Origin of the sequence: Niallia sp. (assembly GCF_031978665.1) — a bacterium.
In the GTDB taxonomy this organism is placed as follows: domain Bacteria; phylum Bacillota; class Bacilli; order Bacillales; family Cytobacillaceae; genus Niallia.
On sequence record NZ_DALZDK010000043.1, the window covers coordinates 1 to 25083 of the forward strand.

Genomic DNA, 25083 nt, shown 5'->3' on the forward strand with positions numbered 1-25083 from the left:
GCGAGCCCCACGGAAAGCGGAGTGTATTCAGGCTGCGGGTGATAACAACTGAAACCGCCTTTTTACAAACTATTTAAAATAGCCAAACAATCATCCGAATTTCGTGTAATTGTTTGGCTTTAACTTTGACTGGAATACTTATGTCCCAGCCTTTTCCTTTCTAAGACTAATTTAGTAAGGACCTCTAATAGCGTTTTTAACCTTTTCTTCATAAAAAGTTTTTAACGTTTGTAATTCCTCATCATTAAATGGGTTTTCCTCTAAAGTCTTTAAGTTTTGTTCAATTTGCTTTCGATTTTTGAATCCAGGGATAACACAAGAAATACCTTCCTGATCCAATATCCATCGTAATGCTGCTGTAGCCATTGACTTTCGACCATTAGCAATCCAAGTAAGCTCGTTTGCTAATTCCACACCCTTCGCAAAGCCTAGGCCAGCAAATGTTTCCCCTACGTTAAATGCCTCCCCATTTTCATTAAACTTCCGATGGTCATCCTCATCAAAAGAATGCTCTTTCGTAAATTTCCCTGTAAGTAACCCACTTGCCAATGGAAGGCGAACGAGGATTCCGACACCGTTTTTCGCAGCTTCAGGAATTAAAGCCTCAAGAGGTTTTTGGCGAAAAATATTAAATATTATTTGCAACGCCTTTACATTCGGATTTCGCAAACATATAAGCCCCTCTTCTACGGTTTCAACACTTACTCCATAATTGCGAATTTTTCCTTCTTGCTGCAATTTATCAAGCACTTCAAAAACTTGACCATCTTGTAAAACTTCTGTTGGTGGACAATGAATTTGATATAAATCAATTGCTTCTCTTTGTAATCGCTTTAAACTATTTTCACAATACTGACGGACACTATCTAAGGAGTATGTTTCCTTCGCAAAAATATCTCCTCCACGGCAAAATTTTGTCGCAATATGAATTTGATCTTCTTTTCCCTTCGTTGCCTTAGCAAGTAGTTCTTCACTATGACCATCGCCATACACATCTGCAGTATCAAAAAAATTTACGCCTTTTTCAATTGCCATGTCTAGAGATTTTAACGCTTCACTGTCATCAACCTTGCCCCATGAACCACCAATAGCCCATGTACCGAAACTTACTTCACTGATTTTTAGTCCTGTGTTTCCTAAATTTCTGTAATTCAATTTTTGAGCACCTCCATCGGCTAAGACTCCATACGCCATTTCATAAGATGAACGGCATCTGATAAATAGGAAGAAAAACTGTATTTGGACGAATCATTGCTTTTCTACTCCTTTCATCAGATAAGCGTTCCTATAGAAATTATAGCAATCAACCAAAAGTTTGTATATTAAATAAACAAACAATCATAAACAATCTATCCATTCTCTTTAAGTTTTGGCTCATAGAAAAACTGTAGTATAATTAATCAATTAAGAATGGACGAACTAAACAAATTTTTGAAGTAGGAAAAGGAAACCATTAAGATTTTTTTCAAAATAAGCAGATAAGAAATAGGATAAAAGGAGACAAGGAATAACTATGCATATTACTTGGAATCAGCAATTAGTCAAAAAAGAAAATAAATCACTCTGTTTGTATTTAATTAAAAACAATGCTCCTATTTCTCGAGCCGAAATTGCTCAACAAACAGGATTAACAAAAGGTACGGTTTCCTCCTTAGTATCAGAGCTGATTGATGAACAGTTAATTTATGAATCAGGTCATGGAGAATCGAGCGGAGGCAGACGACCAGTCATGCTGTTATTTAATCAACATGCTGGCTATTCGATTGGAATTGACCTAGGTGTCAATTATATATTAGGGATTTTAACTGATTTACAAGGAAATATCCTCTATCAAAACCATGAAAAGTATGTGAATTTCACTTACGAAGATACGTTGCAGATAATAAAAAATCTCATTACTTCTTTAATAAAGAATGCACCTAAATCTCCATATGGCGTGATTGGAATTGGTGTTGGAGTACCTGGGATTATAAACATGGAAGGCGAGATTTTACTTGCTCCAAATCTAGAGTGGAAAAACCTTCCTCTCAAAAGTGAATTAGAAGAACTATTTCATCTTCCAGTCTTAATTGAAAATGAAGCAAACGCAGGAGCATATGGAGAAAAGGAATTTGGACAAGGACAGCCTTATCAAAATCTTATCTATGTAAGCGCGGGAATTGGAATTGGTGCCGGAATTATTATGAACGGTGAATTGTATAAAGGAAGCCTTGGTTATTCTGGAGAAATTGGGCATATGACGATTCAAAAAGACGGTATGAAATGTCGGTGTGGCAATAAAGGCTGCTGGGAACTATATGCTTCAGAACAATACCTTTTAACCAAAGCTATCGAATTAAAGCTGGGAGAAAAAAATAAAATCCATTTAAATGACTTGATTATGCTTGCCGACGAAGGAAATAACGTAGCAATCCATTTATTCCATGAAGTTGGTGATCATTTAGGAGCAGGTATCATTAATATCATTCATACCTTTAATCCAGAACAAATCATTATTGGTAATCGCCTAACCTTAGCAAAAAAATGGATAGAGCCACGAGTGAAAAAGATGATTAGCAACCATACTTTACCCTTTCACCAATCGGAACTTGCTATACATTTCTCTGATATCGATTTTTCTTCTTCCGCTTTAGGGGCTGCAGCATTTTCAACAGAGAATTTCCTTCGATTTATGCTGCAGCCTGATTAATGCTGCCTACTTTTCCTTTAAATAAGGATCCCGTAATATGGAAGGAATAGTCGAGGTATTATCCCTTCGGCTTCCAAATTCGAAAATTGCCACTTAAAGCCAGGAGGCTAAAGAAGTATAAGCAATTATCATAATAGCGCCTTTCCCCTTTTCGAATTGGTGTCTTCCAAAATAATTCAACCATTCTTTTCGCATTCGGTCCATCTGCTGCTAAAGAGGCCATTGCATTTGTTGCTATTAACCCAATTGGATGAAGTGATTTCTCAGGAAAAGGAACTCCATTAATCGTGTATCTTCGGTAATCTTCAGGATCAATATCTGCAAAAAAGTTCTGAATTTTATTAGCAGTTTGTCTTTCCCATTCACTTCCTCTAAACCATTCATAATCAAGTCCAATATTACCAGCAACTCGATAAGAGTCGCTATAAAAATGACCATAGCCCTTTTCATTATTTGGTGTACCATCATAATAGGCATATTCAGGGGCGAGACCAGTTTCTGGGTGACAAGCTAGTTTCATATATTCACGACTTGCCATTGCCGCTTCCTTCCAAAACTCTTGATCTTCTCGATATGCCCAGCAAGCAAATAGCTCATAAAAATGAGGTAGATGGTAAGATGGATCGGTAAATTCACAATTAGGGACAAACTTTATTAACTTATTGTCTAAATTCCACATGGAGTAGCCGTCCCCATTTTCCCCTTTATGCAAACATGTTCGCAATAAATCTCTCGCTTGTTGACCATAGTTGAAAGGTTCTTCTCCATCTCCCCATCGATGGGATGCAAAAAATAAGGCAAGCGCAAAAAATTCTTCGCCATCTGGTGCTGGCCCGTACGATCGCTTCGATCCATCTGGATTACAAGACCAAGCAAAGTAGCCAGCATTTTCTCCTGTGTTCATGTACATATGCTTCTTTGTCCAATTCCAAATTCGATCAAACTCTTCCTTTTTATCTAGCTGGACTGCAATCATCATTCCATAGGACATACCTTCCGTTCTTACATCGAGATTACCTGTATCTAATAAATAACCACCATCACTAGAAGAATAGTAAATTCTAGTGTCATCCTCTCCATAAAAAATTTGTGTCCACGCATCCTCTATTTTTGTATGGATAGCTGAATCTGTATAACCCAGCTCCTTAAAAACATTCCGATATGTACCTGTATTAAATGCACCGCTCACGTAAACTCTCACTCCTTTCTTTTAAGAGTAGGAAGGTATAAGACTATCATCTAATCCTTCATATGTTTCTGTTTCATCCTTTATTTCACTTAATTCAATTAGCGTCACTTCATTTTTTGTAAGAGTAATAGGAAGCTCGATATAGCCATCTGTTTCTTTATTCAGTTTTGTCGTCGTAAGCTTTGGTATGGAAGCTTCTCTTAATGTATCAACTGACTGTTTGTCTGGAAAACGTGGTCTCCCCATTTCTTTCCACACTTTCCAAGGATTCGCATGATTTTCATCCACACTCTGCCGCTTAAGGAAGTACTCATTCTTGTCAACTGGTATCTTAATCAATAATTCCTTTTCAAAACCATCACCTTTTTCCACCACCTCATTCCAAGCTACAAGCGCAATGGTACCATTATCTTTTCTAGTGATAATAACTTGTGCATCACGATACAGTATTTCTCCTCCAAGCTTATTAAAAAAGCTAAATAAATGAAAGGTCGGCTTTGGAATGGCATGAAGAGCCATTAACCCAAACCCTCCATGGAATGGAGCTTTCGGAACATCTGCTTCCTCAAAAACGTCACTAAATGTCCAATAGGAAAAAGAGTCTACATAGTCTCCGCCTTCACTCAATATCCGTGCAAGATAAGCTGCATTCAATGGTGTATCATGAACTGGATTTATCGGACTATATGAAGTATTATATTCAGTAATATGGAATGGCAAATCAGAAAATGCTGAATCTTTAATTAGACCACGGACTACCTCAAATTGGTGAAGCATATTCGTATTGTCCACTAGGTCTTGATAATAGTAATCAGAAGTAATTTTCTTTGGACTTTGTGATGTATATGCATGACGACTGACAAAATCAACTGGCACTTTTTCTGTATGACAGAAATCTAAGAATTCAACAATCCACTCATCCGCGCCACCACAAATTGCTGGACCCCCAACCTGTAAATCTTGGTTTACCTCTTTAATTGCCAGCGCAGTTACTTTATATAGCTTAAAATACTCTTGCTTATCTGCATCCTTCCAAAAATTCACTAAGTTTGGTTCATTCCAAACCTCAAATGGCCATTTTTTTACTTCTTCTAATCCATAACGCCCAATAAAGTGTTTCACTACTGCTGTAATTAAATCACTCCATTTTTGATAATCTTTCGGAGGTGTAACATTTCCTTTCCAATAAAAGATCGTTTGATCACCAGAAGCCAGCAATTCTGGCATAAATCCAAATTCAATAAACGGACGAAGATTTAGTTCAAGGAAAGAATCAAAAATCCTATCAATATAAGTGAAATTATAAAACGCTTTCACTTCATCTCCTATCATCCTTTCTCGATAAATACCAACATCATCGGAAAGTAAGCCATGCCCTCTAATGTACTTAAAACCAATTTTCTCTTGAATTATTTTAAGATGATCAAGGTATTCTTTCTGAAGAGCCAACCCAAGTCGTCCTGTTCCAATACAATACTTCCAATTTTCGGTTAATTGTTCCTTCCCTTTTGCTGCTATAATAATAGGTTCCATTTCCTTCTCTCCTATTCTCTAGTCACATACATTTTCATAAGTAAAATCTTTCTAGTAATATATTATTATTTGGACAGTGTATTCTCTATCTACTTTGTAAGATAGAGAATACCGCCTCTATAAAATAAAATTAGTTGTCGTCCCCACCCATGAGTTTCCATTATTCACATGGCACAGGATGTCTAACAATTTACTTTTCCTATTGATAAAATTAACAAACTTTTAGAAAACAACCTAAATAAATAATTCGGTGATAAATCAACTCTGCTGGACGGTTCCACTATTCCTCAATGTCAACATTTCCCAGGAAATATTTTCCGAGCACTTTATCTGCTAAACACCCGAGTAAGCCATGAACCCTCCATCTACAGGAACACTGATGCCTGTAACAAAACCACTTGTTTCTTCATTAACTAGCCATAATAATGTTCCCAATAAATCTTCTGGTTTCCCTAATCTTCTGACAGGTGTCTGTGCCAATATTTTCTTTGTACGTTCTGTATAAGTGCCATCTGCATTTTTAAGTAATGCTTCATTTTGCTTGGTCAAGAAGAAACCTGGTGCAATAGCATTTACTCTGATGCCTGTTTCAGCCATATGGACAGCCATCCATTTAGTAAAGTTTTCAATGCCTGCTTTTGCTGCACTATAGGCAGGTACTTTGGTCATCGGACTTGGTGCACTCATCGAAGAAATATTTATAATGGTGCCACCGTTTTCAATCATTTGCTTGGAAAATATTTGTGTTGGAATCAATGTCCCGATAATATTTAGATTAAATACAAAAGAAAATCCCTCAATGGTTAAATCAAAAAAACTCGTTATCCCTTCTTTATCCAAATCCTCTATGCGAAGAATTTCTTCTGAAGTAATCCCCTTTGGATGATTTCCTCCTGCCCCATTAATAAGAATGTCACAGCTTCCATAAGTCTCGTATACAATTTTCTCTGCTTCCTTTACACTTTGCACATCGACTACATCACATGCAACAGCAATTGCACTTCCACCCTCGTTATTTATTTCCTCAGCTACCTTTTGTGCTTTTTCATATGTACGATTAAGAAGAGCTACTTTTACACCTTGTCTGGCTAGCTCTTTTGCCATACAACTACAAAGCACGCCTCCACCACCTGTAATAACTGCTACTTTTCCTGATAGATTTTCAATTAATGGCAACATTTTTTCCTGCCCCTTTCTTCATGCTTTTTTTGTTTTTCTCCAAACTATCCCAAATACCTAATATATACATCATTCCCAAAGCTCGATCGTAAAGTCCATAACCAGGTCTAGCCTTCTCTCCCCAAATCATTCTGCCGTGATCTGGACGAAAATAGCCATTAAAATCATGTTCGTGGAGTTTCTTCACTATTTCATATAAATCAAGAGTTCCTCTCTCTGTACTTCTGTGTGAAGTTTCCTCAAAATCCCCATTTGCTGCAATTTTGATATTTCGAATATGTACGAAGGGTACACGTTTCAATTTCAAAAAATGACCTAGTATATCTAAAATATCATTATTCGGATTTGCTCCTAAAGAACCGGAGCATATTGTTAAACCATTTGATGGACTATCAATAAGCTTAACAATTCTTTCTAAATTCTCCTTTGAAAGAACAATCCTTGGTAATCCAAAAACAGACCATGGCGGATCATCTGGATGGATTGCCATTTTTATATCACATTCTTCTGCTATTGGTATCACTTGTTCTAAAAAATATTGAAGATGGTCAAATAAATCTTCTTCTGTTACATCTTTATATAATTGGAATAAATGCTTAATAGATTTAAGCCTTTCTGGTTCCCACCCTGGCAAGGAGTATCCATTCGATGAATTCTCCATTTGTTCAATTAAAACCATTGCTTCAATTGACTCTATTTTTCCCTTTTCATATGCTAGTACAGTTGAACCATCAGGAAGTTCCTTTGCTAGATTAGAGCGCGTCCAATCAAAAATCGGCATAAAATTATAACAAATAACCTTCACCCCAGCCTTTGCCAGATTACGAATCGTTTGCTTGTAATTTTCAATATATATTTCCCGTGATGGGAGTCCAAGTTTAATGTCTTCATGAACATTTACACTCTCAATTACTTCGAGACTCATACCATTTCTATTGATTTCTTCTTTTAGCTCCATGATTCTACTTTCTGGCCACACTTCTCCCACTGGAATATCAAACAATGCTCCTACTACCCCATCGATTCCAGGTATTTGCCTAATATGTTCTAAAGAAACACTGTCATCATCTCTACCAAACCACCTAAAGGTTGTCTTCACCAATATAGCCCTCCCATAAAATCATCTCATTACAATATATGATTCAATCAATCTCAAAATAATTTTTTGCGTTATAATAAGAGATATCCTGTGCTATTTTTCCAATAAAGCCATAATCTTTCGGTACTTCTCCATCTTCTATCCAACTCCCTAACATATTACAAAGAATTCTTCTAAAATATTCATGACGTGTATAGGATAGAAAGCTTCGAGAATCTGTTAACATCCCAATAAACGTGGACAAAGCCCCTATATTCGCTAAATCTTTCATTTGATTTAGCATTCCATCCTTATGATCATTAAACCACCATGCAGCCCCGCATTGTATTTTCCCTTTCACTCCAGTTGCTTGAAAGTTACCAGCTGCAGATGCAATAATTGGACCATGATTGGGATTCAACGAATAAAGGATTGTTTTTGGCAGTTGACTATCTTTATCCAAGCTATTTAAAAATTGATTAAGAGGCTTTGCCAAGCTAAAATCATTAATCGAATCAAATCCTGTATTTGCCCCCAAGGTATGAAACTTCCGATCATTATTATTTCGTTTTGCTCCAATATGCAATTGCATCACCCAGTTTAAGGAGGCATATAAACGCCCAAGATATCCGAATGTATACGTTTTAAACTTATCCTCCTCTTGTTTGGAAATAAACGCTCCCTCTAGCTTTGCTTGAAAAATGCGACTAGCCTCCCCTAACGTACATTCCTCAAATGGTAATGTTTCTAACCCATGGTCTGCTATTCTACATCCTTTTTGATGAAAGTAATCAACCCTGTTTCTAATGGCATTTAGATAATGCTCGTAATCCACAATTTTTGTATCCGCTTTCTTCTCCGATGCCTTTACATAAGAAAGGAACGATTCTTGATTAATTTCAAGCAAAGAATCAGGGCGAAAGGATGGTAGAACGTTCGTATTGATTTCCTTATTTTCTTTTATCATGCTGTGATACGCTAAGTCATCCAAAGGATCATCTGTTGTGCCAATCATTTCAACATTAGATTTAGCAATAAACCCTTGGGCAGTAAAATCTTTTTGCTTAAGCTTCTCATTACAAATATTCCAGATTTTATTGCAAGTATCTTCATTTAATGCAAAATCAACCTGAAAATATCTTTTTAATTCTAATTGGGACCAATGATATAACGGGTTTCCAATACAGTAGGGAAGAACCTTTGCCCATGCTTGGAATTTTTCATAATCACTTGCTTGCCCTGTAATATAGTCTTCTTTTATGCCAAAGTATCGCATTGCTCTCCATTTATAATGATCACCTGCTAGCCAAAGCTCGCTAATATTCTGAAATGATTTATTTTCCGCTATTTCCTTTGGACTTAAGTGACAATGATAATCCATTATGGGCATTGACTTACTATATTCGTGATACAGAATTTTTGCTGACTCATTTTGCAATAAGAAATCTTCCTCCATTACTTTCAACAAAACTATCCCCTCTTTTCATAAGAAATATAGAAACAATAGCACCTATTTGTGAATACCCCATTCCTTTCGCGGCAGTTACACATATTCCCTGCTTCTCCAATCAAATAAAAAAATTTTCTTTTTAGATATTTTCGTCCCTTAAAGAAGCCCTTACTACTTTAATATTTAACACCTTCATTCCCCTTCAATTGATTTATGAACCAGGTACATGTTGAGTATTACAGGTTTCTCCCTCATTATTTGAAGACGATTTCTTTAGAAAATTACTTTCAATATGATTTAACATAGCTCTAGAGTTAAACATCATGATCATTGCAATTAAACTAGCAATAAAAACAACCAAGAAATCAGTGGTGATAACTGTCGCAAAGGCAACTAGAAATAATATCAATATATTTCCGAGGGTTTCTTTTAACTTAATAAACTGATAATACGCAGATAGCTTTACTAAATCTCTTATTCGGAAAGTAAACCGCGAGTTGATTATTAGCATATTTATACTTAGCATCGTCCAGATAAGAGTAAGTACAAGTAATACGACAAAAATTATTTGATTGATTGGAGTTACTGTTATTCGGAGGTATTGTAAATCGATGAGTAATACAAAGTATATCGCAAGGATTATTGTCCAGATGAAAAATGTTCCTTTCAAATTTGATCGATAGCCATAGAAAAAGTCGGCAGTTGGAGACAACTCCTTCGTTCTTACTAATTTCTCCATCGAATAAAACAAGCCTGATATAGCAGGTCCAGACGGAATTAATGCAAGAGCATACAATCCAATATTAGAAAACGACGGTGTTAATGTCATGAAGAAAAAAATAAATAGTGCATTTGTTGCAACAAAATAAATATTTGTTAATAATATCCAATATATATAATTACTGAAAGTAAATAGAATCCCTTGACCAAACTCTTTTTTTTGTTCCATGCTTTTCACCTTCTTTCAGAATAGATATAGCGCAATAAGAATAAATAGATAGGATAAGGTATCCTACAAGCTTTTGTATTAAATAACTGCATGCTATAAGATACCTTATCATTTTTTAACAGTTAAGAAAGTATAAGGTTTTGAAGTCAATAGGTGTCTAGCTCCGGACACCCCTATACGGGTGCCCTCCGCTTTTCTTAGTTATTTTTCTTATACTCTTGATACGTTTTGTTTGCTGTTTCTACATATTGATCTAAGCCTTGGCTTTTTAATTCTTTGACAAATGCATCATATTCACTTAAATCACGTGTACCTAAAATAAACTTTAATGTGTTTTGGTTTGTATAGTCTTTTAAAGGTGTACTTTGTAACGTTGCTTTTTCTCTATCTTCAATAGAATAAGGAATTAGCGGATCTGTTGGTTTTGGTGTTTTTACTGCTTTCATATCATTTTGGAACTTAATCTCTTCTTCACTCATCATGGAATGAAGTAAATCTGTCGTTCCTCCATAGGCAAAGACACCACCAGAGAATCCATAGTCAACTCGTAAATCCTTTGTTCCATTCGGATTTAAACCATTATAATTAATATCTTCTGTTAATTTTCTTACTCCATTTTCCTTCGTAAATGTTGTACCTTCTACTCCCCATTTCGTGAATTCTTGACCTTCATCACTGTAGTATAGCCAATCAATAAACTGCAGAATTGCTTCGAAATTTTCACTTTCCTTAATTTTCGAAGTAATCATTACACCGTTCTCTAATCTAGAGCCTGACATTAATTGACCAGCTGGACCACCAGGAACAGTAATTTTTGAAATAGAATAATTTCCTTTTCCTAATGTTTTATCCATATCGACACGATGTAGATTAATTGTTTGAGAGTTACCATTAATAATGAATGATTTGCCAGTCACAAATTTTTGTACTGCTTGATCATCGCTTTGTGTAAAGCTCTCTTCATCTAACAAACCTTCTTCTACTAATTTATGGAAGTAAGTAAGCATTTCTTTATAACCATCAGTTGTAGCCGCATAAACGAATTCATCTGCATCTTGATCATAAGATAATCCGTTTCCAAATCCCCAACCAGCTTTTGTTCCAAAGCCTGTTGCTGCAATATTTAGCGTACTATTAAAAGTAAAACGATCAGAGAAAGGAATAGAATCTGGATAGATTTCTTTCAATTCCTTCATTGCTGTATAAAGTTCATCCCAAGTTGCTGGAATAGCAATGTTATTTTCTTCAAAGATATCCGTTCTTACAATTAATGTATAATCTGGCCAAACTTCTTCATGTAAACCTGGAAGAACATAGAATTTGCCGTCATTTTGACGTAAAGTATCTAGTTCAGAATCTAGATTCCATTTTTCTACTTTTTCTTTGAAGTGAGGCATTTTATCAATGTAATCGCTTACTGGAAGTGCCGCACCTGATGCTACAAAAGCAGATTCTTCCCCTGGATATGTTTTTGGAATAACAATTGGAGCATCCCCTGAACTAATTAACAAGCTTCTTTTTTGTGTGTAATCACTCATTGGTACGATAGTCGGCTTTAATGTGACATTAGTGATTTCTTTAATCTTATCCCATAGTAGCCAATCTTCTTTATATGGATATGTTGGCTGATCCATATATAAAATAGATAAATCAAATGGTTCAGTTGCTTTAAAGGTGTCTCCTGCATTATAAGATTCCATCGCACCTTTTGTAGATACTTCTGCCTCATTACTAGCTGCATCATCATTGGAACAAGCTGTAGCTAGTAGTACTAACATGAATAACCCTAGAAATAGCCCAACCTTTTTACAACTTTCTTTCATAATATTTCCTCCCCTTATATATATAGGAAAAGCGTAAAGTCATTTTTCGCTAAAGCAGGCGTATATCCTTAGGAAAAACAACTACGCTGAGCTCCCTTTTACAGGCTGGCTCTGTTTTTTACTTAACAGAGCCTAACATTACACCAGAAACAAAGTATTTCTGTACAAATGGATATACCGTTAAAATCGGTAAAATTGTTAATACCATTGTTACAGATTTAATATTTGCGGATATTTGTGTTAAGTTGTCGGCTGAAGTTGCACCGGCTGACATTCCACTTGTTGTTCCTGCAATCATATTTCTTAAATAGATCGTAACGGGGAATAACTCTTTTTTATCTAAATAAATGAAAGCACTAAACCAAGAATTCCAATAAGCAACTGCATAAAATAACACCATTGTAGCTATTACAGCTTTACTTAGAGGTAAAACTATCTTTAATAGAATCCCATATGTGTTTAATCCATCGATTGATGCTGCCTCTTCTAACTCTTCAGGCATATTTTCAAAAAAGGATTTCATTATGAGCATATTATAAATACTAATCGCACCTGGGATTACAATAGCCCACATAGAATTAGCAAAACCTAAAGCATTGATTAAAACATAATTAGGAATTAAGCCTCCATTAAAGAACATCGTAAATACTGCAAATACCGTTAAAAACCGACGCCCTACTAGCCTTCTTTTGGAAAGGGCATATGCAAATATCGTTGTTAAAAACATGGAGATTACAGTACCGACCACTGTGTAAACAACTGTATTTTTATAATTTATCCAGAACATCGTATCAGACAGTACCTTTTGATAGGTTTCCACATTGAAGCCCTTTGGAAATAAATTTACCTGTCCTGAATTTATATAGGACTCACTGCTAAATGACTGTGCAACAACATTGATAAACGGATACAGCGTACAAAATATAATAATTAATAGAATACATACATTAAAGACTTTAAAGATTTTGTACTGCTTCGATTCTTTCATTTAATCTACCCCCTACCATAAACTTCGATCTGTTAATTTTCTTGAAATGCTATTTGCTGATAAGACAAGTACTAATCCAATGATGGATTCAAATAACCCAATAGCTGCTGCATAACTGAAATTATTTGATTCTAGACCAACACGGTATAAATAGGTTGAAATAACATCAGAAGTTTCATAGGTTAAAGGATTGTAAATCAATAAGATTTTTTCAAAACCGATGGCAAGGAAACTACCAATATTCAAAATTAATAGTGTAACAATTGTCGGCAGTATACCTGGAATCGTAATATGCAGAGTTTGCTTCCAACGGTTAGCACCATCTATTTTGGCTGCTTCATATAGGGATTCATCAATGGTTGTTAATGCAGCTAAGTAAAGAATTGCTCCCCAACCCATTCCTTGCCATACTTCCGATGTGACATAAATAGTTCTAAACCATTCTGGACTTTGAATAAAGCTTATTTTCTCTCCTGTAAAAAACTCCACTATCCCATTGATTGAACCATTTAATGCAGTTAGTTGCAAAATCATCCCAGCAATGATAACAATTGATAGAAAATGCGGTAAATAGGATGCAGTTTGTACAAACTTCTTAAATTTCTTTGACTTTACTTCATTTAATAGGAGTGCAAAAATAATTGGCATTGGAAAACAAAATAGTAAGGTAATTCCACCTAAAATAAGTGTATTTTTAAATACATTCCAAAAAACTGGGTCATTAATAAACATCTCAAAATAATAAAAACCTACCCATTGTTCTCCATAAATTTTCCCACCTGGCATATATCTTCTGAAAGCGATAACATTTCCTAACATTGGTCCATACTTGAAGATTAATAAATAGATGATCGGTAGAACTAGCAAGGAATATAACTGCCAATCTTTTCGTATAGCAGCTAGTGTTATTTTGAGTTTGCTTCTTTTTTTCTTATTTGCAGTTTTTACTTGTGAATGAACGACTTCAGTTTCCATAAAACCCCCCATTTCTGATTATTTGTAGACCACAGTCTTTTACAAATTTATTGCATAGTAGCTAACTATTATAAAGCTACATCTTACAAGGATGTAGCAAATATACAATAATAATTAAGTGCTTACTTTACAAAAGCGAGAAGCCCTATTAAAGTAGGGAAGTAACCATTATCTAAAGCGATGTTATTTCTAAGATTTCGTGTGATACAAATGAAGTGATAATAAGTGAAAAGATTTAATAATTGCTGGATGGTGAAGATTTTTGTTCATTCTAAAAACATACTAGTATGGTAGCATAGCTATAAAAATGCTCCCTACTGTTTAAAGAACATGAAACAGTGGCTTTCCTTTGATGTAATAAACTGGAATATGTGGAAAATCAGCTTCCATTAAAGCTTTTAAATACTCCATGCCAGGTTCTTCGCTACTAGCATGACCAATTAAGATAAGCGCCTTCTTTTTCCCTTGATGAATAGCATCTCTAACATATTCTGGTGATTCCCATTCCGGTCCCTCACCTGCAATAACTAAATCAAGATTCTGGTCCTGAAATAAAGGAATAACCAATTCTCCTCCACCACGATAACCTGCAAGTAACCCAATCCTATTGCATTCCATTGATGGATCACCAACAACTCTTACAAAAGGGATACCGAGTTTAAGTTTTACGTAATTTGCTATTTCGGTCACCGATTTCTTTGGCACAGCTAAAGTAGCTGCAGTGGACTGATATTCTTTCGTATATTTCTCCCATTCCAGCTTGCGAATCAAACCTACCATGATACCGTCTGGATCATAGCGATGAAAGTAATCATGAAAACGAAAAATATTGATATTGGCATCTTCTATTAATTGGAGCTTTGCTAGACAAATTGGGTCTTTGGCATATGCTTCTTTCCAATTTTGATGACTATAAAAAGGACCTTCATGAGTAATAATTAAATTCGCTCTGATAGAAATTGCTTTTTCTAATACTTCTTGCGTTAGCATGAAGGCGATTACAATTCCTTCAACTTCAACGTCAGCCGATCCTTTTACTAATACATCTGTTGATGATTCAAATTTTCTTGCGGGCTCGATTAGCTTCTCTATAATTCTCTGAATACTTGTCATTCTATCTCCCCCATCAAGTTAATCAAATTATACCACGCTATAGTTTGTTCATTCAATATACAAACTATAATTTTTATATTTTTCTATTAATTTTCTCCTAGAATATTTAGTATCTATCTTACTCTCTTCTCTTTATTCCGTGATTGCTTTATTCATTTCTTGCTTTTGCAAGCGTTGAAAGATGAGAATACTACTAGACATTAGGATACAAGCTACCGAAACACCGCTGAAAAAAGGAAGCAGTCCTGGAATATAGAGTAAAAGGAATGTATCAGCTGCTAATCCAAGAACGACGAGCAATAGTATATGAATATTTAAAACACCTAAAAAAAAGGAATATTTCAAATAGCCCATGAACTTTAGTTGGTAATGCACATAGACAGGAAAGAAGAATAAAAGTGTGATCAGATACAAGCATGAAATAAGTAGCAATATACTTGTTGCAACAATACGGATTACTCCATCAAGATTTAAAATTAGATAGTAATCTAGATATATCATTGCGCCAGCCACTACAAATACTAAACCGTAGATATTGCTGGTCAATAATTCACTTTTATAGACAGAGACGAATGTTTTCCAAATGGGAATTTCAGTTTCTTTTCTAAACCATTTTCGGACAACAGCAAACATTGCAACTGTAGCTGGCATAAAACCAAATAGGACTAGACCGCTTCCTATGAACAATATCCACAGTAAATTAATATAAGCTAGCTTCATTATCCATTCACAGATGGTATATAGCTTCCCCATTTGTTTCCTTGACATGCTAATCCCCTCTACTTTCTTCTTTCCTACTAGACTTTTAATGATTCAGTTCTTTATTTTCAAGAAAAAATTGCTATTCTACGTTTAGTTATCTGATATTGCTAGATATTATCACTATCAACAAGGAGGGAAAGAGGTTTATTGCTGTTCATCTAACCATAAAATACTCGTTACTCCACGTGGATAGTATTTACTTCCTGCGATTTCACCAGCGATGATTTGATCACTCCAACTCCAGATGGATAGCTCGGGATGTGTTAGCCATTCTACATGTGCTGCATCTGCCTTGGCCCCTTCTTCATCCCAATTCCAGCCAAGAATCTCTCGAGCGATAAATTGGCATAAATAAATTTTACTTAACCAAGAATTATTACTTGTAGATGAAATTTTCCATCCTCCATCTTCAAATAGACAAATTCCTTCTGTTAAAACTGTTTCAAGATGTGTTTTGAGCGCTTGAATATATGCACCAAAACGGCCATTTTCATCTAATGCATCCTTACAGTTTGTAAAGTATGGAAAAATTAGCCCTTCAATTGCTGGAATGATTTTTGAATCGTTTCCTTCTCCAATTACAGCTGGAATATAACCACTTTCTGTTACATGCTCCACAATGGTTGTAGCGCACTTTTCTGCTTGTTCCCCTGCAATCTTAGCTAAATCAGGTCTTTCATTCTCTGTAAATACTCTTTCAAGCGCAATATAGGATGCCCATATCTTACCTGCAAGATAAATATTATTTCGCGCCTGCCCTAATGATACATCAAGGCTGTCATAGGTTGTTATCTCTGCACCACCCATTACTCGTGAAGAATCTAGGCCCATTAAGCCATTGCGTTTATCTGGTTCAGGATGATCTCTATTTAGCATACTTTCAAGACAACGTTCCACTATATCCAGATTCGCATTCAGCCACTTTTGATCACCGGTATGGTTAACATAAAGGGCTGCACACAATACCCAGTTTACTAGCTGTTCATGAGTCATATGTGAGAAACATCCGTCTAAACCATATAATTCATAGGAAGAGTACTGTGGGCGAGAAATAGTATTTGCTACTCCCATATCATGTGTAAAACTTATGCCGCCTGGATATTCGGTATCATCATTTGGAAAACGAACCGTATCTTCATAACTAAATCGTTGCACAAACATATCTAATTCATTTCTAACCGTCCATGGATTCATCCTTAGCTCAAAGAAAATCTGATCTACTGTTAAATCAAAGGTATTCATCATCCGATATTCCCCTTCATTCACTACCCAGAAGGGCTCTCCATAATCTAACAGTTGAGTTGAACCGTAATAGCTACGAATGGAATGAATCAGCATAAACTTTTGATTCTCAGATAAATGATGTGCTTCCTCTATTTTTTTATTTACATTCTTCGCACGATCTGCGATTGTAGTAAAGTTTTCAAGGGCGTATGCTGCAACAGACTCAATATTTTTAAAGAAATTAGTATAATAATAGGATGTATCCATCCCAGCAGTTACAATTCCATCTCTATAAAAACAAATTGCAAACTGATACGTTCTTTTTTCTCCGGCTGGTACATCCACTACTAGGGCTCCTAATGGCCCTAATCCAAATGTCCAGTTCTCTTCTTGTGGACTTGTGAGAATATTTTCCAGACTAAAATGCATTGCTGACTTTACGTCAGGATTATTGGATACAATAGCAGTCAGTCTTCCTTGACCAATACCAGCAAAGCCATCCATTGTATCATCAACTCTTCTCATCGATGTATATGGATCACTTCCCTGATACCCAAAGAAAGCACGGCGACTACTTGTTCCACTCGTATTATCGACTGTTAATTCAGCAAGCACGGCTGGTAATATAATACTTTTTAATTCTTCTTCATTCGCAGTTAAAGGGTCTGGTACTGATTCCACTTGTGAATAAATCGTAAAAGATAAATCATCTGATTCCCATGTATCTGTTCCAAGTTGAAAATCGCGTTTTATTTTTTCTTTCGAAATAGGATAAATGATTTTTGGCTTATCTGGATCTGGATCCATGTTTTCAATATCATATCTTTTGCTCTCATCATCGTCTTGATATGCAAAGAATGGAAATGCCTCATATGTTCCTTCTTTATCTAAACTCTCAGCACCTATATAAATATTCTGTTTCGGAGAACGCCCTAACTCTAAATCTAATCCACCACCAGCACCAGGAAAACCTAGTGTAAAGCTTGAAAACGCCCCTATTGGAGAATGGTGAGCATTAAAAAATAAATTTTTTGGCATCGTGTTTAATTCCTCCTTTTGATTATCCTTTGACAGATCCCGCAGCTAACCCTTCAACAATTTTATTACTTAACACAAGGAAGGCAATTAATATTGGAATAATACTAATCATCAAAGTTGCCCCAATCGCTCCCCAATCTGTTAAATATTGACCGACAAAGTTATTAACGCCAACCGTTAATGTCTTCCATTTATCAGAGCTAATAAACGTATTAACGAATACAAATTCATTCCAGTTATAAATCATATTGATAATGACAACTGTTGCCATTACAGGCGTTGTCATTGGCAACGTGATTTGAAAAAATATGCGGTGAATCGAGCAACCATCCATTACAGCTGCCTCTTCTAGTTCCCGTGGCAATGCTTGATAGAATCCTAATAAAATCATGATTGTTAGCGGTAAATTAAACGCTGTATACGATAAGATGATAGAAATCGGATTATCGATTAGTTGTAATTGATTAAAGAAACTAAATAGTGGAATTAATGTAGAATGCAATGGAATCATGATTCCAACCATAAATAATCCAAGAACAAGTTTACTTAATTTCCAATGCATTCTTGTAATCGCAAAGGTAACAAAGCTTGCTAGTATTACTGTTAAGACTACTGCTATAACAGTTATCCACACACTATTAAAGAAATATTGGCTAATGTTTCCTTGTGTCCATACTTTTACATAGTTGCCCCATTGCGGATCTTTTGGAAGTGCAAATGGAGATAACCCAAACACTTCTTGATTCGTTTTTAAAGAAAAGAAGAACAACCAAACGAGTGGATAAATTTGAAAAATAGCAATTATTCCAAGCACTATATACAAAATACCGTATCCTATTTTACTTCCAATCGTTCCTTTTATTTTAGGAGATGTGGATAAATCAGTTTTATTATTTTTTTGTATTACTACTTCACTCACTATTATCTATCTCCTTTAGTACTGAGCATCTTCTTTTGATGCTGTTAATTTTTGAATAACCCAAGTCATCACAAGACAGATTATTAATAACGCAAAGCCAATAGCACTACCGTAGCCAAAATTATATGTTTTAAATGCTTCCTTATACATATAAGAAGCCATTACTTCACTAGCACCATTAGGTCCTCCGCCAGTCATTACATAGATTAAATCAAAGTATTTTAAGGAACCTACAATTGCTAATACTATTGTTACTTTGATTACTGGAGCAATCAATGGTAGCTTAATTTTATAAGCAATTTGTAATGGCGTTGCTCCGTCGATTTTAGCTGCCTCAATAATCTCATCTGACACTCCTTTTAAGGCTGCATAATAGATAATGATGTAAAAACCTGCATATTGCCATACGATCGGGATAAAAATGGAGTATAATACCAAGTTTGGATCCGCAAGCCATATAGGTGTGTTTTCCACTCTAAATATTTCCAAAAGCTTGTTCAGCATTCCATTGGTTGGATCAAAAATTTTCAGCCATAACTGAGCAATTGCGACAGAAGATAAAAGCATTGGAATCAAGTAAATTTTGCGTAGAAGTCCTGCTCCTTTAATCTTACTTGCTAAAATTAACGAGATTACTAAATAGGCTATTAGACTTATCGCAGAAAATACAGCTAATAAAACCGAATGATACGTACTCGTCCAGAACATTTTATCTTTCATGAGCTCTTTATAATTGTCTAGTCCAATAAATGTCTTAGTCCCTATACCGTCCCAATCCATTAAGCCGTAATATCCTGTTAATACGATAGGAATATAAATTAAAATTAAAATGAGCAATAGTGCAGGGAGCACATACAGAGTGATTACCCATTTGTTCGACATCACGTTTTTCATTTTCTGTTCTCCCTCCTTATTGATTAATAAAAGCTCTGTCACGTTAATATTGGAATTCTAAAACGATTTTTTATGACATCAACAAAGCCTTCTCTTAAATCAATAATGTAAATGGCATAAACAATATCCAAAATGATTATTTTTAAATAGTGGAATCCATCCCTTTTCTTCATGATAGATTCCACCATTTTAGTTGACTGATTTTCTCGTTATTCTTCCTCAGCTAATGCCTGTTCTTGTTTTTTCGTAAATTCTTTTGGTGTTGCCTGACCACCAAATAGTGATTGAATCATATCTAAATGCACTTGAGCAACCCCTGAGCTCATTTGAACATCTGCATATAGTGTTAAATTGGAAGCTGTTCCTAAATCATTTAAAATATCGATATACATTTGATCTAGCTCAATATTCGATGTGTCAACAACAGTTGCTGGAATAACCCCCGCATCTTTAACAGAGTTTTTGCCCCATTCTTGCACTAAATATGCTACAAAATCTTTTGCTTCTTCTTTAACTTTTGATTTTTCAGAAACAAACAGTCCAACTCCAGGACCACCTACATAGCTGTTAATGTCCCCTTTACCACCTTCATATGTTGGGAACTTAAAGTATCCTACTTTATCTTTAAATTCTTGGGTAACATCTGGGCTTGTTGTATAGTTTGGCAATTCCCAAGTAGCCATTAAATACATAGCTGCTTGCTCGTTCATAAAGTATCCTTTTGCCTCATCATTTGATAAACCGTTGAATCCTTTTACAAATCCACCCATATCAACTAACTTTTTAATTTCTTCAGCTGCTTGAACAAGTGCTGGATCTTCGAAACTTCCAGAACGATTTATCGCATTTGTTAATACTTCTGGCCCACCTATTCTATCTGCTAGATACATATACCACATAGAACCAGTCCAGCGATCTTTATTACCTAGAGTAATCGGTGTCACATCATTATCAGCTAACGTTTTAACAACATTTAAGAACTCATCATATGTTTCAGGAACTTCTAAATTATATTTTTCAAAAATTTCTTTATTGTAATAAACTGGTGTAATATTTAATTCAAGTGGAAGTCCGTATGTTTTACCATCCATGGCAAAAGCTTCGGTTGTACCTGCTACAAATTGATCTTTAAAATTGCTATCAATTACATCATCTAATGATGCAAACATTCCACCTTTAACAAATGGCTGCATATATCCTGCTGCCCATGTAACCCCAACATCTGGTAGTTCATTAGAAGCAGATAAGACTTTAATTTTATCTTTATACTGTTCGTTTCCAAGAATCTCTGTTTGAATTTTTACATCTGGGTGGTCTTTTTCATATTGCTTAATGATATCGTTTACAATTGTAAATTGAGCTTTAGAACTTCCCTCTGGCCATAAATGCATGAATTTAATCACGGTCTTATCACCATCATTTGAAGCGCTTTCATTATTAGAAGAAGTGGATGAAGAACATCCTGCTAAAACTAAAATCATCAATAAAGCAATAGATAGTAGTGCTGACATTGTTTTTCTATGAAACATTAAATCTACCCCCTATACCATCCTAGTTATATCTTACAATTAAAGTCTATCATTATTGTATTTTCCAAAAAAGGTAACAATGATTAGAAAAAGTTCAACTATTTTTAGAAAGCCCTTTCAATATTTGCTTTTCGATAGGCGCTCGGTGTTGCCCCTTCTAATTCTTTAAAGATTTTAATAAAATATTTAGCTGTTTTGTATCCTGACTCTTCGGCAATATCCGCAATCGAAAGCTTTGTTGAGATAAGCAGATTTTTAGCATGCTGAATTCTTCTTCTTGTTATATATTCACTAAATGTTAAGTGGATTTCTTCCTTGAACAGCACACTAAAATAGCTCGGATTTAAATAAACATGATCAGCTACTTCTCGTTGCGTCAATTCTTCTTTTAAATGCTTATCAATATATTGTAGAGCTTTCTGAATTGGTTCTCTAGCTGATTCATTTGTTACCGTCGCGTCAATTAACTTATCATCGACTACTTTTGAGATAATATTGACTCTTTCTCTATTTTTATCGATCATTATGGCATCTTCCACTGCTTCTATTAATTTCTTTTTGCTTATTGGTTTTAGTAAATAATTAATAACTCCTAAACGAAGAGCTTCTTGAGCATACTCAAATTCAGAATAAGCAGAGATGACAATAACGACAGGTAAGTGCTTTTGATCTTTAATCGTTTTCAACATGGTTATACCAGTGATTTTTGGCATACGAATATCTGTTATAAGGATGTTTACTTTTTGTTTTTCCATGATGTCAATTGCAGAATCGGCATTTGCCGCCAATAATATTTGATATTGGTCATTTTGGCCATTAGACCAGTTCTCCAATGTTTTTTTAATTCCTTCCCTGGATTTTGGCTCATCATCGACAATCAATATTGTTTTTGTATACATCCTTACATACCTCCATCTTTTGGAATTTCAAAAGAAATTAACGTTCCTTTATTTTCACTACTCTCCATAATGAGTCCCTTTTGCTGCCTTTCTGGATAATAGAGTGTAAGCCTTTTATACACATTGGAAAGAGCCATTCCCTTGCCTGTCGTAGATGAAATTCCCTCTTTTCCCATCGACTCCTTAATCCTTTGTAATTTAGACGCACTTATACCAATGCCATCGTCTTTCACACTAATCTTGATGGTGTTATTCTGTTCTGCTTGCTCAACTGTCACATCAACCGTACATTGTCCAAGCTTATTCTCCGCACCGTGCAATACAGCATTTTCAACTAATGGCTGTATCAAAAATTTAGGGATTTTTACCTCCTCAAAAGCTTCAGGAAGTTTTATATGCCATTTCAATTGCTCTCCAAATCGCATTTTCATTATTTCCATATAATCCTCTATATGTGCTATTTCGTCTTTTACACGTACCCACTCCTCCTCTGAGGAACGAGAAATAGTGTATCGAAATAAATTCGACATTGTGACAACAAGTTCAGCCAACTCTTCTTCCTCTTTTTCCTCTAATGTCCAATGAAGAGCATCTAAAGTATTAAATAAAAAATGAGGATTGATCTGCGCTTGCAATGCTCTTAGTTCACTGCGGCTCCGAATAATTTCCTTTTGGTATACCATTGTTATTAAATGATTGGTTTCTTTGACAAGCTGATTATATGTACTATTTAATTCGTTTATTTCATTAACAGAAGCGATGTTAGGTGTCAGTGGTAAGGAACCTTCACTAGCAAATCGCATCGTATTTGTTAAGCGGATAATTGGTCGAGTAATAATATTTGAAAGAAAAAAAGAGCATACAAAGAAAATAAGTAGTCCAATTATTCCAGCTAAAACGATACTTGTTCGTAAGACTATTATCCCTTCCGTTAACGTATTGAACGGAGTAAGAATGAGAACGGTCCAGCCAGTAACATAGGAAAAACTTTTCGTAATCATGTAATCCTTTTCATTTATTCGGATAATTTTTTTATCACTTTCCACTATTGCCCCACTCGATTGCTCAAAATTCGTGATAATCGGTTTCTTTACTTCGTCTAAAAGCATAAAATATTGATTCGTTTCATCTGTAAGCGCTTGATTTGCAAACTGAAAATAATTAGCATAAATACTAAAAAGTATATATCCACCATTTGCAAAACTGCGATTAATAAGATTTACCCTCCTGATAGCAAGAAAATAATTGCTGTCATTTGGATCCTCTCCTATCCAAACAAGACTTCCTCTTGCTTCATCGGCCTTTTTAACCCAACTTGCGTCAAGACTTGTCATTAGATTAGCATCGTCCAGTGGCAAAATACGCGTTTGATTACGAGTAAATAATTGGAAAGAAAAAATACCATCAGAATTAGCTGTAATTGTATTGACTGTACCCATTAATTCTTGTCTTTCCTGAAAGGCTACTTTTCTTTGCTCATACTCTTTAATTAAAAGCTTTTGTACTTTCTCATTAGTAGCTACTAGCTTTGATGCCATATTTAATTGCTCGTATAAGGTCTCGATTCTACCATTTGCTTCAACCGCTACTTGCTGAATTTGTTTTTCTGCATTATTTTCTAATAAAGTGGACACTTGATTAAATATCAATGTACTAACAAATAAAAGAACGACTATCATAACAGATAAAAAAACAAATAAGATTTGATTCCTTAATGTATTCCATTTTCTTAATAAATTGAACATCCATTTATCGCCTTTCTGTTTATTTGCCCCATTATTATACCAAAAAATAGTTTACTTTGTTTATTCATTATACAAATAAACATAATTTTCTATTCTGTTTTAAAGAAAGTTGTTTCCGTAAATTTTGCTGCTAATAGTCGAATCCTCCAAAATTCCAAATACAATTTTTTCCTTTTTTAATGAGAAGCTCCCTTACGAACAAACTAAGCCAAGCCAATTATGCAAAAAAAAGAGTCTAGCTAATTACTTTTGTAAGAAGCCTAGACTCTTCTTTCTATTACTGTTTGTCATCATACATTTCTTTACTTTATATTAATGAATAATGGTTACCCTATTTTTCTTTTGCAGCTTTCTTTGTATTCCTCTCATTAATAGGTTCTTACCTATTCTTCTTGTTGGAGGAAATAAGATAATAGCTCCTACAATATCTGTTAAAAATCCAGGAAACACTAATAAAAATCCTCCAATAAGAACACAAAAGCTATCTAAAATAGCATCACCTGGCATCATTCCCTGATTTAACTGAGCTTGAACATTTCGAATCGCCTTTAAACCCTGTTTCTTTAGTAAGATACCACCAAGAATTCCTGTTCCTATAGCAATAAATAAGGTTTCTGTTATTCCAATTAAATTTCCAGCTAAAAGAAAGATTACGACCTCAATTAGTGGTAAAAGCAGCAAGCTAATAATAAAATTTCGCAAGTTGTCACCATCCTCATCTGTATTGCCTTTCTTTCATTATACCTTTTTTCCTTTCATGCTGATAGCAGGAAGCTATCTGTTTCTTTCTTTATGACATTGTTAAATCATGTCATTTCTCTTTTGAGTGATGCCTCTGCTTATAAAGCGATTATATGGTAATGGTAATAACACAACTCGAATACATCCCTAATAAGGAAAATGGAAGCATCAGGCATGGAAGGCAGCCTATACTTTTTTGAAAAAAGATATAAAAAAGAAGAATATTCATTGCCTAAATGATTCAGACAAGAACATTCTTCCTTTAATTATTAATCGATTCTTACTTATAGTACGCTAGCATGTCCACTATAAACATAACCGCTGCGAGAATCAACTGTAATATCTAATCCATCTTTTAAGATGCTT

21 protein-coding genes are annotated in these 25083 nt (G+C 35.0%); 1 reads left to right on the forward strand and 20 read right to left on the reverse strand.

Annotated features, from left to right (window positions below):
* Positions 1 to 171 precede the first annotated feature (171 nt).
* Positions 172 to 1155 carry an aldo/keto reductase gene (locus tag RTL21_RS19915; protein ID WP_312098453.1) on the reverse strand — a complete coding sequence of 328 codons (984 nt, stop codon included), beginning with the start codon at positions 1153 to 1155 and terminating at the stop codon, positions 172 to 174.
* Positions 1156 to 1513: 358 nt separating this feature from the next.
* On the opposite strand from RTL21_RS19915, the gene RTL21_RS19920 reads away from it, so the two are divergent.
* Positions 1514 to 2689: an ROK family transcriptional regulator gene (locus tag RTL21_RS19920; RefSeq protein WP_312098454.1), complete on the forward strand. Its 1176-nt coding sequence runs from the start codon at positions 1514 to 1516 to the stop codon at positions 2687 to 2689.
* Positions 2690 to 2747: 58 nt separating this feature from the next.
* On the opposite strand, the gene RTL21_RS19925 is transcribed toward RTL21_RS19920, so the two are convergent.
* The 19 genes from RTL21_RS19925 to RTL21_RS20015 all read right to left on the reverse strand — a co-directional run bounded on the left by RTL21_RS19925 (position 2748) and on the right by RTL21_RS20015 (position 24678).
* Entirely contained in the window at positions 2748 to 3878 is a 1131-nt protein-coding gene (locus tag RTL21_RS19925; RefSeq protein ID WP_312098455.1) for a family 8 glycosyl hydrolase, read from the reverse strand.
* Between the two features lie 21 nt (positions 3879 to 3899).
* Positions 3900 to 5411 (reverse strand): GH39 family glycosyl hydrolase, encoded by a 1512-nt coding sequence (locus tag RTL21_RS19930; RefSeq protein ID WP_312098456.1) that lies wholly within the window; start codon positions 5409 to 5411, stop codon positions 3900 to 3902.
* Between the two features lie 333 nt (positions 5412 to 5744).
* Positions 5745 to 6590 carry an SDR family oxidoreductase gene (locus tag RTL21_RS19935; RefSeq protein WP_312098457.1) on the reverse strand — a complete coding sequence of 282 codons (846 nt, stop codon included), beginning with the start codon at positions 6588 to 6590 and terminating at the stop codon, positions 5745 to 5747.
* The gene (uxuA, locus tag RTL21_RS19940) at positions 6574 to 7689 is read right to left on the reverse strand and encodes a mannonate dehydratase (RefSeq protein ID WP_312098458.1); all 1116 of its coding nucleotides are present in this window, start codon (positions 7687 to 7689) and stop codon (positions 6574 to 6576) included. The genes RTL21_RS19935 and uxuA overlap by 17 nt, the downstream gene beginning before the upstream one ends.
* Before the next feature lie 43 nt (positions 7690 to 7732).
* Complete coding sequence (uxaC, locus tag RTL21_RS19945) at positions 7733 to 9136, reverse strand: glucuronate isomerase (RefSeq protein WP_312098459.1); 1404 nt, start codon at positions 9134 to 9136, stop codon at positions 7733 to 7735.
* Positions 9137 to 9329: 193 nt separating this feature from the next.
* A complete protein-coding gene (locus RTL21_RS19950) occupies positions 9330 to 10067 on the reverse strand; it encodes a DUF624 domain-containing protein (protein ID WP_312098460.1) in 738 nt (245 codons plus the stop codon).
* Between the two features lie 197 nt (positions 10068 to 10264).
* Complete coding sequence (locus RTL21_RS19955) at positions 10265 to 11890, reverse strand: ABC transporter substrate-binding protein (RefSeq protein ID WP_312098461.1); 1626 nt, start codon at positions 11888 to 11890, stop codon at positions 10265 to 10267.
* 118 nt (positions 11891 to 12008) lie between these two features.
* Entirely contained in the window at positions 12009 to 12878 is an 870-nt protein-coding gene (locus RTL21_RS19960) for a carbohydrate ABC transporter permease (RefSeq protein ID WP_312098462.1), read from the reverse strand.
* Positions 12879 to 12890: 12 nt separating this feature from the next.
* Positions 12891 to 13853 carry an ABC transporter permease gene (locus RTL21_RS19965; protein ID WP_312098463.1) on the reverse strand — a complete coding sequence of 321 codons (963 nt, stop codon included), beginning with the start codon at positions 13851 to 13853 and terminating at the stop codon, positions 12891 to 12893.
* Positions 13854 to 14174: 321 nt separating this feature from the next.
* A complete protein-coding gene (locus RTL21_RS19970) occupies positions 14175 to 14966 on the reverse strand; it encodes a Nif3-like dinuclear metal center hexameric protein (RefSeq protein WP_312098464.1) in 792 nt (263 codons plus the stop codon).
* Between the two features lie 132 nt (positions 14967 to 15098).
* On the reverse strand, positions 15099 to 15734 hold the full coding sequence (locus RTL21_RS19975) for a YesL family protein (RefSeq protein WP_312098465.1): 636 nt from the start codon (positions 15732 to 15734) through the stop codon (positions 15099 to 15101).
* 138 nt (positions 15735 to 15872) lie between these two features.
* Positions 15873 to 17990, reverse strand: a complete 2118-nt coding sequence (locus tag RTL21_RS19980) for a glycoside hydrolase family 52 protein (RefSeq protein WP_312098466.1) — start codon at positions 17988 to 17990, stop codon at positions 15873 to 15875.
* A gap of 22 nt (positions 17991 to 18012) precedes the next feature.
* Positions 18013 to 18852, reverse strand: coding sequence for a carbohydrate ABC transporter permease (locus RTL21_RS19985; protein ID WP_312098480.1), 840 nt, complete (start codon positions 18850 to 18852; stop codon positions 18013 to 18015).
* Between the two features lie 72 nt (positions 18853 to 18924).
* A complete protein-coding gene (locus tag RTL21_RS19990; RefSeq protein WP_312098467.1) occupies positions 18925 to 19803 on the reverse strand; it encodes a carbohydrate ABC transporter permease in 879 nt (292 codons plus the stop codon).
* A 38-nt stretch (positions 19804 to 19841) separates the two neighbouring features.
* The gene (locus tag RTL21_RS19995) at positions 19842 to 19976 is read right to left on the reverse strand and encodes a hypothetical protein (protein ID WP_312098468.1); all 135 of its coding nucleotides are present in this window, start codon (positions 19974 to 19976) and stop codon (positions 19842 to 19844) included.
* Between the two features lie 36 nt (positions 19977 to 20012).
* On the reverse strand, positions 20013 to 21332 hold the full coding sequence (locus RTL21_RS20000; RefSeq protein ID WP_312098469.1) for an extracellular solute-binding protein: 1320 nt from the start codon (positions 21330 to 21332) through the stop codon (positions 20013 to 20015).
* 104 nt (positions 21333 to 21436) lie between these two features.
* The gene (locus RTL21_RS20005; RefSeq protein WP_312098470.1) at positions 21437 to 22231 is read right to left on the reverse strand and encodes a response regulator transcription factor; all 795 of its coding nucleotides are present in this window, start codon (positions 22229 to 22231) and stop codon (positions 21437 to 21439) included.
* 2 nt (positions 22232 to 22233) lie between these two features.
* A complete protein-coding gene (locus tag RTL21_RS20010; protein ID WP_312098471.1) occupies positions 22234 to 23976 on the reverse strand; it encodes a sensor histidine kinase in 1743 nt (580 codons plus the stop codon).
* 312 nt (positions 23977 to 24288) lie between these two features.
* Positions 24289 to 24678 (reverse strand): FxsA family protein, encoded by a 390-nt coding sequence (locus RTL21_RS20015; RefSeq protein ID WP_312098472.1) that lies wholly within the window; start codon positions 24676 to 24678, stop codon positions 24289 to 24291.
* Positions 24679 to 25083: the final 405 nt, after the last annotated feature.

Coding starts and splice junctions, on each gene's coding strand:
- RTL21_RS19960 (WP_312098462.1), bottom strand. CDS start 12,878: ATGAAAGAATCGAAGCAGTACAAAATCTTTAAAGTCTTTAATGTATGT.
- RTL21_RS19920 (WP_312098454.1), top strand. CDS start 1,514: ATGCATATTACTTGGAATCAGCAATTAGTCAAAAAAGAAAATAAATCA.
- RTL21_RS20010 (WP_312098471.1), bottom strand. CDS start 23,976: ATGTTCAATTTATTAAGAAAATGGAATACATTAAGGAATCAAATCTTA.
- RTL21_RS20000 (WP_312098469.1), bottom strand. CDS start 21,332: ATGTTTCATAGAAAAACAATGTCAGCACTACTATCTATTGCTTTATTG.
- RTL21_RS19980 (WP_312098466.1), bottom strand. CDS start 17,990: ATGCCAAAAAATTTATTTTTTAATGCTCACCATTCTCCAATAGGGGCG.
- RTL21_RS20005 (WP_312098470.1), bottom strand. CDS start 22,231: ATGTATACAAAAACAATATTGATTGTCGATGATGAGCCAAAATCCAGG.
- RTL21_RS19935 (WP_312098457.1), bottom strand. CDS start 6,590: ATGTTGCCATTAATTGAAAATCTATCAGGAAAAGTAGCAGTTATTACA.
- RTL21_RS19930 (WP_312098456.1), bottom strand. CDS start 5,411: ATGGAACCTATTATTATAGCAGCAAAAGGGAAGGAACAATTAACCGAA.
- RTL21_RS19955 (WP_312098461.1), bottom strand. CDS start 11,890: ATGAAAGAAAGTTGTAAAAAGGTTGGGCTATTTCTAGGGTTATTCATG.
- RTL21_RS19995 (WP_312098468.1), bottom strand. CDS start 19,976: ATGAAGAAAAGGGATGGATTCCACTATTTAAAAATAATCATTTTGGAT.
- RTL21_RS19975 (WP_312098465.1), bottom strand. CDS start 15,734: ATGTCAAGGAAACAAATGGGGAAGCTATATACCATCTGTGAATGGATA.
- RTL21_RS19970 (WP_312098464.1), bottom strand. CDS start 14,966: ATGACAAGTATTCAGAGAATTATAGAGAAGCTAATCGAGCCCGCAAGA.
- RTL21_RS19965 (WP_312098463.1), bottom strand. CDS start 13,853: ATGGAAACTGAAGTCGTTCATTCACAAGTAAAAACTGCAAATAAGAAA.
- RTL21_RS19950 (WP_312098460.1), bottom strand. CDS start 10,067: ATGGAACAAAAAAAAGAGTTTGGTCAAGGGATTCTATTTACTTTCAGT.
- RTL21_RS19990 (WP_312098467.1), bottom strand. CDS start 19,803: ATGAAAAACGTGATGTCGAACAAATGGGTAATCACTCTGTATGTGCTC.